The 15,119-nt window shown below is 71.4% G+C and carries 14 protein-coding genes; 11 read left to right on the forward strand and 3 right to left on the reverse strand.

All coding sequences use genetic code 11. The features are described from left to right. Positions 1–8 precede the first annotated feature (8 nt). The 10 genes from ACZ6CV_RS33750 to ACZ6CV_RS33795 all read left to right on the forward strand — a co-directional run bounded on the left by ACZ6CV_RS33750 (position 9) and on the right by ACZ6CV_RS33795 (position 10,621). Positions 9–206: a hypothetical protein gene (locus ACZ6CV_RS33750; RefSeq protein WP_469255246.1), complete on the forward strand. Its 198-nt coding sequence runs from the start codon at positions 9–11 to the stop codon at positions 204–206. Positions 207–417: 211 nt separating this feature from the next. Next, entirely contained in the window at positions 418–702 is a 285-nt protein-coding gene (gene tatA / locus ACZ6CV_RS33755) for a Sec-independent protein translocase subunit TatA (protein WP_469255248.1), read from the forward strand. Between the two features lie 92 nt (positions 703–794). Beyond that, on the forward strand, positions 795–1,688 hold the full coding sequence (gene tatC / locus ACZ6CV_RS33760; protein WP_469255385.1) for a twin-arginine translocase subunit TatC: 894 nt from the start codon (positions 795–797) through the stop codon (positions 1,686–1,688). 41 nt (positions 1,689–1,729) lie between these two features. Beyond that, positions 1,730–2,620, forward strand: coding sequence for a diacylglycerol kinase (locus tag ACZ6CV_RS33765; RefSeq protein ID WP_469255250.1), 891 nt, complete (start codon positions 1,730–1,732; stop codon positions 2,618–2,620). A gap of 98 nt (positions 2,621–2,718) precedes the next feature. Continuing rightward, positions 2,719–5,529: a DEAD/DEAH box helicase gene (locus tag ACZ6CV_RS33770; protein WP_362371283.1), complete on the forward strand. Its 2,811-nt coding sequence runs from the start codon at positions 2,719–2,721 to the stop codon at positions 5,527–5,529. 412 nt (positions 5,530–5,941) lie between these two features. Next, positions 5,942–7,600 carry an ATP-binding protein gene (locus ACZ6CV_RS33775; RefSeq protein ID WP_469255251.1) on the forward strand — a complete coding sequence of 553 codons (1,659 nt, stop codon included), beginning with the start codon at positions 5,942–5,944 and terminating at the stop codon, positions 7,598–7,600. Continuing rightward, positions 7,597–8,004: a roadblock/LC7 domain-containing protein gene (locus ACZ6CV_RS33780; RefSeq protein WP_469255253.1), complete on the forward strand. Its 408-nt coding sequence runs from the start codon at positions 7,597–7,599 to the stop codon at positions 8,002–8,004. The genes ACZ6CV_RS33775 and ACZ6CV_RS33780 overlap by 4 nt, the downstream gene beginning before the upstream one ends. After that, positions 8,001–8,414: a DUF742 domain-containing protein gene (locus tag ACZ6CV_RS33785; RefSeq protein WP_469255254.1), complete on the forward strand. Its 414-nt coding sequence runs from the start codon at positions 8,001–8,003 to the stop codon at positions 8,412–8,414. The genes ACZ6CV_RS33780 and ACZ6CV_RS33785 overlap by 4 nt, the downstream gene beginning before the upstream one ends. Continuing rightward, positions 8,395–9,009, forward strand: coding sequence for a GTP-binding protein (locus ACZ6CV_RS33790; protein ID WP_355810352.1), 615 nt, complete (start codon positions 8,395–8,397; stop codon positions 9,007–9,009). Before ACZ6CV_RS33785 ends, ACZ6CV_RS33790 begins: the two co-directional genes overlap by 20 nt. Before the next feature lie 136 nt (positions 9,010–9,145). After that, positions 9,146–10,621: a cytochrome P450 gene (locus ACZ6CV_RS33795; protein ID WP_469255256.1), complete on the forward strand. Its 1,476-nt coding sequence runs from the start codon at positions 9,146–9,148 to the stop codon at positions 10,619–10,621. A gap of 28 nt (positions 10,622–10,649) precedes the next feature. On the opposite strand, the gene ACZ6CV_RS33800 is transcribed toward ACZ6CV_RS33795, so the two are convergent. Next, the gene (locus ACZ6CV_RS33800) at positions 10,650–11,609 is read right to left on the reverse strand and encodes an RluA family pseudouridine synthase (protein WP_469255257.1); all 960 of its coding nucleotides are present in this window, start codon (positions 11,607–11,609) and stop codon (positions 10,650–10,652) included. A gap of 146 nt (positions 11,610–11,755) precedes the next feature. On the opposite strand from ACZ6CV_RS33800, the gene ACZ6CV_RS33805 reads away from it, so the two are divergent. Next, positions 11,756–12,337: a GNAT family N-acetyltransferase gene (locus tag ACZ6CV_RS33805; protein ID WP_469255259.1), complete on the forward strand. Its 582-nt coding sequence runs from the start codon at positions 11,756–11,758 to the stop codon at positions 12,335–12,337. 699 nt (positions 12,338–13,036) lie between these two features. Here the strand turns inward: ACZ6CV_RS33805 and ACZ6CV_RS33810 are convergent. Further along, entirely contained in the window at positions 13,037–13,873 is an 837-nt protein-coding gene (locus ACZ6CV_RS33810) for a siderophore-interacting protein (protein WP_469255261.1), read from the reverse strand. Positions 13,874–13,925: 52 nt separating this feature from the next. Next, positions 13,926–14,831, reverse strand: a complete 906-nt coding sequence (locus ACZ6CV_RS33815) for a 5'-3' exonuclease (RefSeq protein WP_469255263.1) — start codon at positions 14,829–14,831, stop codon at positions 13,926–13,928. Between the last annotated feature and the right edge of the window lie 288 nt (positions 14,832–15,119).

Here is a 15,119-nt window from a genome sequence, read left to right on the forward strand (position 1 = left end):
CTCGGCGCATGTTCTGGGCGATGCTCGCGATCGCGGCGGGCTTCTTGGGCCTCGCCGTCCTCGGCGTACTGGCGATCAAGGTCTTCGTGGAGGCGCAGCGGCTCGCGCGTCAAGTGACCGAGACCACACGGCGGATCAACGGCGCCGCGGAGGACCTGGAGCGGGCCGCGGCCGGTGTGGCCCGTGCGGGGCGAGGGGCTCTTTAGCGTCCGCGACCTGTCAACTCCCCGAGGGGGGCGGGTACGCTGCGAAATGCGGCCCAGGATCGAGGCGGGGGCCGTACTCGGAGTATGCGCGGGGATTGCCGAGCGTTTACCCCGGGGGGTTACGATCGCTGCACGCGCGGGAGATCGGATGAATGTCCGGTCTGCCGAGCGAACCAGACTCCTGACGCCTCGGTGAAGAAGGTATACAGCTATGGGTAGGCTCGGCCCCACCGAGATCATTCTCATCCTCGTCGTGATCGTCCTGCTGTTCGGAGCCAAGAAGCTGCCGGACATGGCGCGCTCCCTCGGCAAGTCGGCCCGCATCCTCAAGAGCGAGGCCAAGGCCATGAAGTCCGACGGCAAGGACGACGCCGCCGCCCCGGCCGACCCGCCGAGCGACCCGGCCGTCCAGCAGCGCACGATCCAGGCCGCCCCCGGCGACGTGACCAGCTCGCGCCCGGTCACCGAGCCGACCGACCGTACGACGCAGCGCTGATCCAAGGCCGGCGCCGGCCGGCCTGCCGCACGAGATGAGGACGTGGGTTGCTCAAGTCTGCCCGCAAGAAGGAGAAGGACCCCGAGGGGCGGATGCCCCTCGCGGAGCACCTTCGCGAGCTCCGCAACCGGCTCGCCAAGGGGCTCCTCGCGATCACGATCGTCTCGATCGTGGCCGCGTTCTACAGCCAGCAGCTCATGGAGTTCCTGGCTGATCCCGTGCCGCGCTGCAAGCCCGGCATGGACGTGACCGGCGGGCACTGCGCGAAGGTGACGTTCAACGACCTCCTGTCGCCCTTCACCACCACGGTGAAGGTCAGCCTCATGGTCGGCATCATCGTCTCCAGCCCGGTCTGGCTGTACCAGCTGTGGGCCTTCGTCGCCCCCGGCCTGCACAAGCACGAGCGCAAGTACACGTACTGGTTCGTCGGAGCCGCGGTGCCGCTCTTCTTCGGGGGCGCCTGGCTGGCCTACACGATCCTCCCGGTCTCCATGCGCGTGCTGCTCGGCATCACGCCCAACGGGGCCGAGAACCTCCTTCCGATGGACACGATCCTCGACTTCACCGTCAGGATGGTCCTCGTCTTCGGCGCCTCGTTCGAGCTGCCCCTGCTCCTGGTCATGCTCAACATGACCGGCATGGTGACCGGCCGCAGGATGGCGACGTGGTGGCGCGGCGTGGTCATGGGCGTCTTCATCTTCGGCGCCGTCGCGACCCCGACCACCGACCCGGTCGGCATGATCGCCCTGGCGGGCCCGATCGTCGTCCTGTACTTCATGGCCGTCGGCTTCTCGCTCCTGAACGACAAGCGCCGCCGTCGCAACGACCCCGACGCCGAGCTCGACGACGACGAGGCCTCCGACCTCGACCTCACGCCCGACCCCGTCGACGGGGTCGAAGCGGTGCGGCCGCCCAGGGCGCTGCCCGAGCAGGCGGGCACCGGACGGGCCGATCATCGGGTGAACGGTTTCGACGACGTCACGTGAGCTTGTAGGGTCCTCCCGCACACATCTTCGGGGGGACCCCAGTGACCAGCGAGATCACCCTCTTCGTCAATCCCACCGCGGGCCGCGGCCGGGGCGCCCACGCGGCGCAGCCGGCCGCTTCCGCGTTGCGGGCGCGCGGCTTCTCGGTGCGGACGGTCATCGGCGAGGACGCCCCTGACGCGCTGCGGCGGGCCCGTGCGGCCGTCGAGGCTGGTACAGGGGCCCTGATCGCCGTCGGCGGCGACGGCATGGCGAGCCTCGCGCTGCAGGCCGTGGCCGGGACCCGTACCCCGCTCGGCGTGATCGCGGTGGGCACCGGCAACGACTTCGCGCGCGCCCTCGGCCTGCCGGTGCGGGAGCCGGCCGCCGCTGGGGAGATCGTGGCGGAGGCCCTCAAGGGCGCGCGCACGCGCGACGTCGACCTGGGCAGGGTCGGCGACACCTGGTTCGGGACCGTGCTCGCGTCCGGCTTCGACTCGCGGGTCAACGACCGGGGCAACCGGATGCGCTGGCCCACCGGCCGTTTCAGGTACGACCTGGCGATGGTTGCGGAGCTGGCGGCGTTCCGGCCCATCCCGTACCGCATCACGCTGGACGGCGGCGACGTCCACGAGGTCGAGGCGACGCTGGTGGCGGTGGGCAACGGCACCTCGTACGGCGGCGGGATGCGGATCTGCGCCGGGGCCGACCTGGGCGACGGGCTCTTCGACGTGACCGTGGTGGGGGACTGCAGCCGTACGACCCTGCTCAAGGTCTTCCCGCGGGTCTACAAAGGCACGCACCTCGACCATCCCAAGGTCACCGTGTACCGCGCCGCCGAGGTCGAGCTCGCCGCGCCCGGCATCACCGGGTACGCCGACGGGGAGCCGCTCGGCGCGCTGCCGCTGACCGCGCGGTGCGTGCCGGGGGCGGTGCGGGTGCTCGGACCCTGAGCCGGCGCCGCCGCGCGCACCCGTGAGCTGCCGCGTTCCGCCTCCGTTCGGATAATGATCGTCCGTTGTCAGTGGTGGCCGGTAGGCTCGAACGCACGATGACAGAGGACCTCTCACCGGCCGAGCGGTATGCGGCGGCGCGCCAGCGCGCTGCCGAGCAGGCCACCGCACTCGCGTCCTTCCGCGAGATGTACGAATTCGGCCTCGACCCCTTCCAGATCGAGGCCTGCCAGGCGCTGGAGGCGGGCAAGGGCGTGCTCGTCGCCGCCCCCACCGGCTCGGGCAAGACGATCGTCGGCGAGTTCGCCGTGCACCTCGCCCTGGAGCAGGGCAAGAAGTGCTTCTACACCACGCCCATCAAGGCGCTCTCCAACCAGAAGTACGCCGACCTCGCCAGGCGGTACGGCGCGGACAAGGTCGGCCTGCTCACCGGCGACAACAGCGTCAACAGCGAGGCTCCGGTGGTCGTCATGACCACCGAGGTGCTGCGGAACATGCTGTATTCGGGCTCCCAGTCGCTGCTGAACCTCGGCTATGTGGTCATGGACGAGGTGCACTACCTCTCCGACCGCTTCCGCGGCGCCGTCTGGGAAGAGGTGATCATCCACCTCCAGGAGTCGGTCACGCTGGTCTCCCTGTCGGCCACGGTGTCGAACGCCGAGGAGTTCGGCGACTGGCTCGACACCGTCCGCGGCGACACCGAGGTGATCGTCTCCGAGCACCGGCCCGTGCCGCTCTTCCAGCACGTGCTCGCCGGACGCCGGATGTACGACCTCTTCGAGGAGGGCGAGGGCCACAAGAAGGCGGTCAACCCCGACCTCACGCGCATGGCCCGGATGGAGGCCAGCCGCTCGTACAACCCACGGGACCGCCGCAGGGGCAAGATGATCCGGGAGGCCGACCGCGAGCGGGAGCGCCGCCAGCGGTCGCGGATCTGGACGCCGGGCCGCCCCGAGGTCATCGAGCGGCTCGACGCCGAGGGGCTGCTGCCCGCCATCACGTTCATCTTCAGCCGCGCGGGCTGCGAGTCCGCCGTGCAGCAGTGTCTGTACGCGGGACTGCGGCTGAACGACGACCAGGCGCGCATGACGGTCCGCCAGATCGTCGAGGAGCGCACCGCGTTGATCCCGAACGAGGACCTCCACGTCCTCGGCTACTACGAGTGGCTCGAAGGCCTTGAGCGCGGCATCGCGGCGCACCACGCGGGCATGCTGCCCACCTTCAAGGAGGTCGTCGAGGAGCTGTTCGTGCGCGGCCTCGTCAAGGCCGTCTTCGCCACCGAGACCCTCGCCCTCGGCATCAACATGCCCGCGCGCAGCGTGGTGTTGGAGAAGCTCGTCAAGTGGAACGGCGAGCAGCACGCCGACATCACCCCGGGCGAGTACACCCAGCTCACCGGCCGCGCCGGGCGCCGCGGCATCGACGTGGAGGGCCACGCGGTGGTGCTCTGGCAGCGCGCCATGAGCCCCGAGCACCTGGCCGGCCTCGCCGGTACGCGCACGTACCCGCTCCGCTCCAGCTTCAAGCCGTCGTACAACATGGCGGTGAACCTGGTCGACCAGTTCGGGCGGCACCGCTCGCGCGAGCTCCTGGAGACCTCCTTCGCGCAGTTCCAGGCCGACAAGTCGGTCGTCGGGATCTCCCGGCAGGTGCAGAAGAACGAGGAGGGCCTGGCCGGTTACCAGGCCTCCATGACCTGCCACCTGGGCGACTTCGAGGAGTACGCGCGGCTGCGCCGCGAGCTCAAGGACCGTGAGAACGAGCTGGCCAAGCAGGGCGCGGCCCAGCGCAGGGTCGCCGCAGCGGTCGCCCTGGAGAAGCTGAAGCCGGGCGACGTCATCCACGTCCCCACCGGGAAGTACGCGGGCCTGGCGCTCGTCCTCGACCCGGGGATCGCGGCCGGGCGGGCGGACGGGCACCGGGGCTACGACCACATGGAAGGCCCCCGTCCGCTCGTCCTCACCGCCGAGCGGCAGGTCAAGCGGCTCGCCTCGATGGACTTCCCGGTGCCCGTCGAGGCCGTGGAGCGGATGCGCATCCCGAAGTCGTTCAACGCCCGCTCGCCGCAGTCCCGCCGCGATCTGGCGTCCGCGCTGCGCACCAAGGCCGGGCACATCGTGCCCGACCGGCACCGCAAGGGGCGCGCGGAGGCGGCCGACGACCAGGAGATCGCCCGGCTGCGCGCGGAGCTGCGAGCGCACCCCTGTCACGGTTGCGACGAGCGCGAGGACCACGCGCGCTGGGCCGAGCGGTACCACCGCCTCAAGCGCGACACCTCACAGCTGGAGCGCCGGATCGAGGGGCGGACGAACACCATCGCCCGCACCTTCGACCGGATCGTCGCCCTCCTCACCGAGCTCGACTATCTGCGCGGCGACGAGGTCACCGAGCACGGCAAGCGGCTCGCCCGGCTCTACGGCGAGCTGGACCTGCTGGCCAGTGAATGCCTGCGTGCCCGCGTGTGGGAGGGGCTGAGCCCGGCCGAACTGGCCGCGTGCGTCTCGGCGTTGGTGTACGAGGCGCGGAGCAGCGACGACGCCATCGCGCCGAAGCTGCCGTCCGGGGCGGTGAAGGCGGCCCTCGGCGAGACGGTCCGGATCTGGGGCCGGCTCGACGGCCTGGAGGAAGAGTTCAAGATCAATCAGGCGGAGGGGGTCGGGCAGCGCGAACCCGACCTGGGCTTCGCCTGGGCGGCGTACATGTGGGCCTCCGACAAGGGGCTCGACGAGGTGCTGCGCGAGGTGGAGATGCCGGCCGGTGACTTCGTGCGCTGGTGCAAGCAGGTCATCGACGTCCTGGGCCAGATCTCCGCGGCGGCCCCGCGGGAGAACAGCACGGTGGCGAAGAACGCCCGCAAGGCCGTGGACCAGTTGCTCCGGGGCGTGGTGGCGTACAGCTCGGTGGGCTGACGCCCCCACACGCGGACACCGCCCCCGAGGACCGGAGAGCTTCCGGACCTCGGGGGCAGTGTCGTTGTCCGCGGAGGCGGTGTCGTTACCCCCATGGGTGGCGTCGTTCCCCCGGGGGCGGTGTCGTTCGAGGCGTTACTCCACGTGTTCGAATGATCGCCACGTGTGCAAAAGAGCAGAGTGTATGCCTCTCGGTGCGGCCTCTGCAGGGGGTTGGCGAATATGACACGGCGGTGATTTCGGCGGACTAAGCTCCCCCGGAGCGCGGCGAGTTGAACGAGTTGCGACAGATTCGCGCGCTTGTTCCCCAATGTTTCGATCGTTCGCTTTGTCGTCCCGGCAAGACCTTGCATAGGTACCTTCACCCCCCAAAGACGTCAATCCCCCCAAGACGAGTGTTCAGAGGGCATACATGGTGAGTGTTCAATCGCCTCCCGGTGGCCGAGAAGTCCCTTACGCGCGTGTGCTGTTGCTGCCCGCCCTGCTGATGGCCGCGGCCACCGGAGCCGCCGTCGCCTCGGTGACGGAATCGGCCCGCCCCGCCGTCGGCTGGTGCGGCGCCGTCGCGACCCTCATGGTCATCGCGGTCGGCGCCGAAGCCGTGCGGCGCGGCCGGACCATCCGGGGACAGCGCGCACAGTACGGACAGCGGCTGGCCTTCCTGGAGCGGCGCATCGCCTCCCACGACGACGAGACCGTACGCCTGGGCCGGGAGATCCTGCCCGAGGCGCTCTGGCGGCTGCGGCAGGGCGAACCGCCCGCCGACGTGGTCCGCAAGGTCGTGGACGCCGACGAGGCCTACCGTGAACTGCCCGACGCCCAGCGCGACTTGCTGCGCTCGGTCCTGGAGACCCTGGACCACGAGGAAGCGATGCGCGAGTCGGCGCAGCGCGCCTTCGTCAACATCGCCCGGCGCGTCCAGTCGATCGTGCACCAGCAGGCCGCGGAACTGCGCGACATGGAGGAGTTCCACGGGCGCAACCCCGAGGTCTTCGACGACCTGCTGCGCATCGACCACGGCACCGCGCTGATCGGCCGCCTCGCCGACTCCATCGCGGTGCTCGGCGGCGCCCGCCCCGGCCGCCAGTGGCCCAAGCCCGTACCGCTGTTCAGCGTGTTGCGCGGCGCGATGTCCCGGATCCTCGACTACCCGCGCGTCGAACTGCACTCGATCGCCAACGTCGCGATCCACGGCACCTCCGTCGAACCGCTCATCCACGCCTGCGCCGAACTCCTCGACAACGCCACCCGCTACTCCCCGCCGCAGACCAAGGTGCACGTCACCGCCGTCGAGGTGCAGACCGGCATCGCCGTCGAGATCGAGGACGGCGGCGTCAGCCTCAGCGAGGAGGCCCGCGCCCGCGCCGAGCGGATGCTGGAGCAGGCGCAGGCCGGCATCGACCTCAACGACCTCGGCGAGACGCCCCGCCTCGGCATGGCCGTGGTCGGCCGCCTCTCGCAGATGTACAACCTCCAGGTCTCGCTGCGGCAGTCCGCCTACGGCGGGGTCCGCGCGGTCCTCATCGTGCCCCGCGAGATGATCACCACGGGACCGGCGCCCGGCCTCGCGCACGGCATCGGCGCCTCCGCCGTACCCCGCGTGGACAACGCCGGACGGACCATCGAGGAGCCCGCCCGCAACATCCGCCGCAAGAAGCCCCGCGTCGTCACCGCGGGCCCGCCGCTGCGCTCCCCGCTCACCGCGACCATGGAGGACGACGTCCCCGAGGTCACCGAATGGACCCCGAACGGGCTGCCGCAGCGCCGCAGCCGCGTCAAGATCTCACTCAGCGAGCGGTACGCCCAGGAGGCCGAGGCCCAGCGGATCGCCGAGGCCCACGCCGCCGCGACCGCCCCGCCACCGGTCCCCGCGCCCAAGCGCGAGGAGCCCGAACCGGGCCTGTGGATCGAGGCGTTCATGAAGGGCGTCAAGGGCGAGGACCCGGGTGACCCCGATCCGGTGCCACCGCCCGGAACCGCCGCGGACGGGCCCGCGACCGAGGGATCCTTCCCTCCGCAGGGAACCGACCGCAACCACCACGGCAGCGCCGACGAGAGGGACTGGCAGTGATCCAGCAACGCGCCAATTTCGACTGGATGCTGAAGGAGCTCGCCGACGGGGTGCCACAGACCCGGCAGATCGTGGTGCTCTCGGCCGACGGCCTCCGCATCGCGCGCTACGGCGGCGACCCGGACGCCGCCGACCGCATCGCCGCGGCCTGCGCGGGACTGCAGAGCCTGGCCGCCGCCGTGGCCACCGAGATCCCGCACAGCGACGGCGGCATGAAGATGGTCATCATCGAGATCAACGGCGGCTACTTCTACCTGATGGCCGCGGGCGCCGGCGCCTACCTCGCCGTACTCGCGGACGAGACCGTCGACGCGGGCCTGATCGGCACCCGCATGCGCGACCTGGTGGTGCGCATCGGGGCCCATCTGACGAGCCCGCCCCGGCGTGACGGGCAGGTCGTATGACTCCTGTGCCGGACTCCGCCCGAGGTGCGGAGCGGGGCGACGGCCCGCCGCAGGCCGGCGCGCCTCCCCAACGGGAGCGCCGCAACCCCGAGAACCCGGAGCGGCTGTACATCCTCACGGGCGAAGGCTCCGAGCGGGCTCCGCTCGACCTCGTCACCCTGGTCGTCGCGCAGGGCGAGGCGTCGCCCACGGCCCAGCCCGAGCACTCCGCGGTGCTGCGGCTGTGCACGACGCCGCTCTCCGTCGCCGAGCTGTCGGCGTACATGGCGCTGCCGTTCAGCGTGGTGACGGTCGTGCTGACGGAGTTACTCGGATCCGAGCTCATCCAGGCGCGCGCCCCCATCGTCCGCTCCGCGCTCCCCGACCGATCCCTCCTCGAAGCGGTGATGCATGGACTTCAAAAGCTCTGACACGATCACCGGCCCCCGCAGCGAGGACGTCCTGCCGCACACGGCCACGGCCGCCGTGAAGGTCGTGATCGTGGGCGGGTTCGGGGTCGGCAAGACCACGATGGTCGGCTCGGTGAGCGAGATCCGCCCGCTGACGACCGAGGAGACCATGACCCAGGCGGGCATCGGGGTCGACGACAACTACGGCTCCGAGTCCAAGACCGCCACCACCGTGGCGATGGACTTCGGCCGGATCAGCATCTCCGACGAGCTCGTCCTCTACCTCTTCGGCACCCCCGGCCAGGAACGCTTCTGGTTCCTGTGGAACGGCCTCTTCGAGGGCGCGCTCGGCGCGGTCGTCCTGATCGACACCCGCCGCCTGGAGGTCAGCTTCGACGTGATCGGCCGCCTGGAGGAGCGCGGTGTGCCGTTCGTCGTCGCCGTCAACGACTTTCCCGACGCGCCCCACCACCCGATCGAGACCCTGCGCCGGGCCCTCGACCTGGAACCCGCGGTGCCGATCATGGCCTGCGACGCGCGCCGCCGGGAGTCCAGCCGGGACGTCCTGATGACCCTGATGCGCTATCTGCACTCCCTGACGGTGACGCGCGTCTGACCGCGCCGCGCCCGCACCGCCGCGCCCGCACCGCCATGCGCCGGGCCCGCGCGTCCCGGACCGCCGTGTCCCGGACCCCGTGCCGCCCGGCAACCAAGAAACCCGGAACCCCTCAGCGAATCCCGGAGCGACGACCGTGACGACCTCCTCTTCCTGGCCCGGAACCGACGGCCCCGCCGCCGCGCCGCCCGGCTGCCCCGCCCACGGCCTCGGCCCCGGCGGCCTGCGCCGCCTCTACGGCCCCGAGGCGGACGCCGACCTCGCGGGACTGTACGAGAAGCTGCGCGCCGAGCACGGCCCGGTCGCGCCCGTGCTGATCCACAACGACGTGCCGATCTGGGCGGTCCTCGGCCACAGCGAGAACCTCCACATGGTCCGCACTCCCTCGCAGTACACCCGCGACTCGCGCCGCTGGCGCGCGGTACAGGACGGCACCGCGGGACCCGACCACCCGCTCGCGCCCGTCTTCACCTGGCAGCCGATGTGCACGTTCGTCGAGGGCGACGAGCACCAGCGGCTGCGCGGCGCGGTCACCGGTGCCATGTCCGGCATCGACCACCGCGGCATCCGCCGCTACATCAACCGCTACACGAACCACCTGCTCAACGACTTCTGTCAGGACGGCCGCGCCGACCTGGTCAGCCAGTTCGCCGAGCACCTGCCGATGATGGTGATGTGCCACGTCCTCGGCATGCCGGAGGAGTACAACGAGCGCATGGTGCAGTCCGCCCGCGACATGATCAAGGGCACCGAGACCGCCATCGCCAGCAACGCGTACGTGATGGAAGTCCTGATGGGGCTGGTCGCGCGGCGCCGGGCCAACCCGGAGGAGGACTTCACCAGCAACCTCCTCGCCCACCCCGCGCGGCTCTCCGACGACGAGGTGGGCGCCCATCTACGGCTGGTCCTCATCGCCGCGTACGAGGCCACGGCCAACCTCATCGCCAACGTCCTGCGGATGGTCCTCACCGACCCGCGCTTCCGCGCCCAGCTCAGCGGCGGCCAGATGACGGTCCCCGAGGCGGTCGAGCAGTCCCTGTGGGACGAACCGCCGTTCAGCGCGATGGTCGGCTACTTCGCCAAGCAGGACACCCAGCTCGGCGGCCAGCAGATCCGGGCGGGCGACGGCCTGATCCTCGGCATCGCGCCGGGCAACGTCGACCCGGTGGTACGGCCCGACCTCGCCGCCAACATGCAGGGCAACCGCTCGCACCTCGCGTTCAGCGGCGGCCCGCACGAGTGTCCCGGCCAGGACATCGGCCGTGCCATCGCCGACACCGGTGTCGACGCGCTCCTGATGCGGCTTCCGGACGTCGAACTGTCCGTGGACGAGCGTGAGTTGCGCTGGACGTCGTCCATTCTGTCGCGGCATCTGGTGGAGCTGCCGGTCAAGTTCGCGCCGCGGCCGCCGCAGGATGTCATGGCGCGTCCTTCGGCTCAGTTGCCGACGCCGCGCAGGGACTGGCAGGTGTCCTCGCCGGCGCCGCGGCAGCCGGAACCGGTCGATACCGTCCCCGTCGCGCAGGCGCCGGCCGCGCCTGCGGTGGCGCCCGAGGCGGTGCGGCCCAAGGGGGCGTGGCAGCGGTTCCTCGTCTGGTGGCGCGGCTACTGATCGCCGACCGCTGACGGGCGGCCCGTCGCTAGCGCGCCCAGTCGTCGTACGCCGACCAGGCGTCCAGCGTCCGGCCGCTGACGAAGCGGTGGGCGACGCCCGTGACCGGGTCCGTGAACTCCAGGACTTTCGCCAGGAGTTGCAGGGGTCGGCGGAAGTCGTCCGCCGCGGTCGGTTCGGCCACGGTCGGGTAGACCGGGTCGCCGAGGATCGGCAGACCCAACGCGCTCATGTGGACGCGGAGTTGGTGGGTGCGGCCGGTGTGCGGGGTGAGGCGGTAGCGGCCGAGGCGGTGGTGGGTGGGGGCGGGTTTGTGCTCGACGAGTTCGATGCGGCTCTCGCTGTTGGGCTCCGCGCCCGCCACCTCGTACGCGGCGATGATCCCGCGCTCCTTCACGATGTGGCTGCGCACGGTGCGGGGGAGCGGTACGTCCGGGTCGTACGGTGCGATGGCCTCGTACTCCTTGTGCACGCGGCGGTCGCTGAACAGCGTCTGGTACGCGCCGCGTTCCTCGGGTCGTACGGTGCACAGGAGCAGGCCCGCGGTCAGCCGGTCGAGACGGTGGGCGACGCCCAGCGTCGGGATGCCGAGCTCCGTGCGGAGGCGGGCGAGGGCGGTCTGCGTGACGTGGCTGCCGCGTGGCATCGTCGCGAGGAAGTGCGGCTTGTCCACGACGACGATGTGCTCGTCGCGGTGGACGACGTCGAGGGGGAACGGGACGGGGGCCTCCGCGGGATGGTCCCGATGGAACCAGACGGAGGCGCCCGGCAGGTAGGGGGTGGCCGGGGTGACTTGTACCCCGTCCGCCCCGACGATCCGGCCGTCCCGCACCATCACGTCGACGACGCCGGCCCCGACGGGGAGCCGCTCCACCAGAAAGTCACGCACGGTAGACCACGTGCCGTCGGTGGGCAGGACAACCCGCATGGGATCGATGCCGTCGCGCTGGGGGAGCGGGGCGACCAGGGAGCGGCGCTTGCGTCTCATCAGGGGGTCAGCGTACGGGGGTGCGGGGGCCGGGGGGTGGGTGTGTGGGTGGGCGCGGCGTTGTTCATGGTTCTTCTGGGGTGAGCGGAGGTGTGCACCGGGAAAACCGCTGCCCTCGCCGGCGTCGCTGCTGGCACGATGCGCCCATGCCCTTCAAGATCTCCGACATCGTCGCGGCCGGTGCGCTCGCCCGCCGCGCGCAGCCGACGCTTCCCGTTCCCGGCGGCCTGGTCCTGCGCCCCTGGTCGTCCGCCGACGCGCCCGCCGTGTACGAGGCGTTCCAGGACCCCGTGATACAGCGCTGGCACGCGCGGGTTGCCGACTCGGAGAGTGAGGTGCGGGGCTGGATAGAGGGCTGGCGCGGGGCGTGGGAGGAGGAGCGCGACGCGTACTGGGCGGTCGCCGAGGGTGGATCGGACGTGGTGGTGGGGCGGGTCGCCCTGCGGGGCATCGTGCTGGCGGACGGGCAGGCGGAGGTGGCGTACTGGACGATGCCGGGGGCTCGGGGGCGGGGTGTGGCGCCGCGTGCGGTGGTTGCGCTCACGGAGTGGGCGTTCGGCGAAGTGGGCCTGCATCGCCTGGAGTTGACGCACTCGACGGCGAACGAGGCGTCGTGCCGGGTCGCTCTGAAGACGGGGTTCGCGGTGGAGGGGACGAAGCGGAGTGCGGTGCTGCATGAGGACGGGTGGCACGACATGCATTTGCATGCGCGGGTTGGGGGTGTGTGAGGGGCTGGGGTTCGGTGGTGGGTGCGGGGCGCCTCGGGCTGGCGTCTGCGCCTACTGCTCGTTTGTGGGTGCGGGGCCGCGGGGGTATGTGCGTACTCGCTATCCACTGTTCGCCACGCCTCACGAACAACATTGCTATTGCTGGCTCGGTGCTCCGTGCGCACATACCCCCACGTCCCCTCCCGAGCGTTTGCGCCTGCGGCCCGGCGGGTGACGCACCACCCAGAGCCCCCACCCCCACCGCACGACGCGGCGCAACCCCACCCATCCTCGCTGCCGGGGCGCGACGCGAGGCACACCCACCTGTCCCGGCTCCCACCGCATGACGCGGCGCATTCTCACTTGCCCCTGCTGCCGGGGCGCGTCGCGGGGCAAACGCACCCGCCCCGGTGCCCACGAGGCGTGGCGGGGCACGTCACCCACTCGCCCTTACTCCCGAGGCGCGTGGTGGAGCACACCCGCCCACCCGCCCCTGTTCCCGCCGCGCGTCAGGGGGTACGCGCCCGCCCACCCCTGCTCCCACGGCGTCGCGGGGGCGCCCGCCCACCCGCCCCTACTCCAACCCTGCGTCGCGGGATAAACGGGTGGGTGGGTGGGAGGTGTCCGCCGCGGAGCGGCGGGCTTTGGTTGGTGGGGTGCTGAGGGGGGCGGGGAGTTGACGCCCCGTACACCCGAGACGTCAAGGGCAGCGGGCTGCGTCTACGCAGGCGATTCCTGCTCCGCCTCCACCTCCGCGTTCCACTCCCGCTTCGACGCCTGCCAGCCGTCCTCGTTGTGGCCGAGGCGCCAGTAGCCGGAGATGGAGAGCTGTTCGCGGGGGATCTCGCGTTCCACGCGCAGGTAGCGGCGGAGTTCCTTCACGAAGCCCGCCTCGCCGTGGACGAAGGCGTGCACGGTGCCTTCGGGGAATTCCAGGGCGCGTACCGCCTCGACCAGGAGCTCGCCCACCGGGCGCTCGCCGCGGTGCAGCCAGACGATCTCCGCGTCGGTCGCGATCTTCTGCTCCTCCTGCGCGCCCTCGACCTCGATGAAGATGCGCGCCACCGCGCCCGCGGGGAGCGCCTCCGCGGCCGCCGCGATGGCCGGCAGGGCGCTCTCGTCGCCGGCCAGCAGGTGCCAGTCGGCGTCGGCCGACGGGGCGTACGCGCCGCCGGGGCCGAGGAAGCGCACCGTGGCGCCCGCCTCGACGGTCCGTGCCCAGGGGCCCGCGAGGCCCTCGTCGCCGTGGATCACGAAGTCGAGGGCCAGTTCGCGGGCCTCCGGGTCCCAGGAGCGGACCGTGTACGTCCGCGTCACCGGCCACTGCTCGCGCGGGGACTCCTCGCGGATCCGCTGGATGTCGAACGGCTCGGGATAGGTGACGCCCTCGGCGGCGAAGAGCAGCTTCACGTAGTGGTCGGTGAACTCGCCCGCGGTGAACTCCGCGAGGCCCGCGCCGCCGAGGACCACCCGCTGCATGTGCGGGGTCAGCCGCTCCGTGCGCACCACGCGCGCGGTCTGGGCCTTCGGTGCTTTTCGTGCCGGACGTTCTGCCATGGCGACGGCCTCCCCTGATCCACAACTACTTAGGTTTACCTAAGCTAACACCTCAGGGGTGCAGGACGGAGAGCAGTCGCTGCAGCGATCCGCCCAGGCCCCAGCGGGCCGCCAGCTCGTCGAGGGCCGCGGGGTCGCGCGGCTCGCGCGGCACCGCCGTGTCGACGTCCGGCAGCGGCACGTCCCCCGCCACCCGTACGACCTTCGGCGCCACCGCCACATACGCGCGCGACTCGTCGAGCCGCCTGCGCTGCGACGGCGTCAGCTTCGACCTCGGGTCGTCGACCGCGGCCATGATCCCGGCCAGGTCGCCGTAGGCGTCCAGGAGCTTGGCGGCCGTCTTCTCGCCGATGCCGGGCACGCCCGGCAGGCCGTCGCTCGGGTCGCCGCGCAGCAGGGCCAGGTCCACATAGCCGGGACCGTCCACGCCGTACTTCTCGCGCAGCCAGGCCTCGTCCGTCATCTGGAGCGTGCCGACGCCCTTGAGGGGATAGAGGACGCGGATGCCGCGCTCGTCGTCCACCAGCTGGTAGAGGTCGCGGTCGCCGGTGACGATGTCCACCGGGCCGGTGGCACGGGCCGCGTAGGTGCCGATCACGTCGTCCGCCTCGTACGCCTCGACGCCCACCCGTGCGATGCCGAGCGCGTCGAGGACGGCCTCGATGATCGGCACCTGCGGGGAGAGGGTGTCCGGGATCTCCTCGGCGTCCGGGCCCTTCGGCGTCTCCTCGGCGACGCGGTGCGCCTTGTACGAGGGGATGAGCTCGACGCGCCAGTGCGGGCGCCAGTCCGCGTCCATGCAGGCCACCAGGTCGTCCGGGCGGTGGTCCAGGACGAGGCGGGTGATGAAGTCGAGCAGTCCGCGCACCGCGTTGACCGGGGTGCCGTCCGGCGCCTTCATGGACTCCGGGACGCCGAAGTACGCCCGGAAGTAGAGGGACGCCGTGTCGAGAAGCATGAGCCGTCGTGTTCGCTGAGTCACATCGCGCATCATGCCGCACACCACCGACAGTGCGAACGCGCTGCGCACGAGGCCGTGTCCGTCGGGTCCCGGGCGGGGGTTCGTTGCGCATCGTGATCAGTGCGCGCCGAGCACGCAACGGATGTGACGTGGACCACTCCTTGGTTTGGTTCGGATAAGTGGGGGCAGGGGCGCACCCGGAGCCAACCCGGTCGAGGATTCAACATTTCGATTTGGTAAACGGGCAGATTCCGTGCCGCTCCACGGCCCGCCGGCGGGGGAGGC

The organism is Streptomyces sp. NPDC041713 (assembly GCF_055591085.1).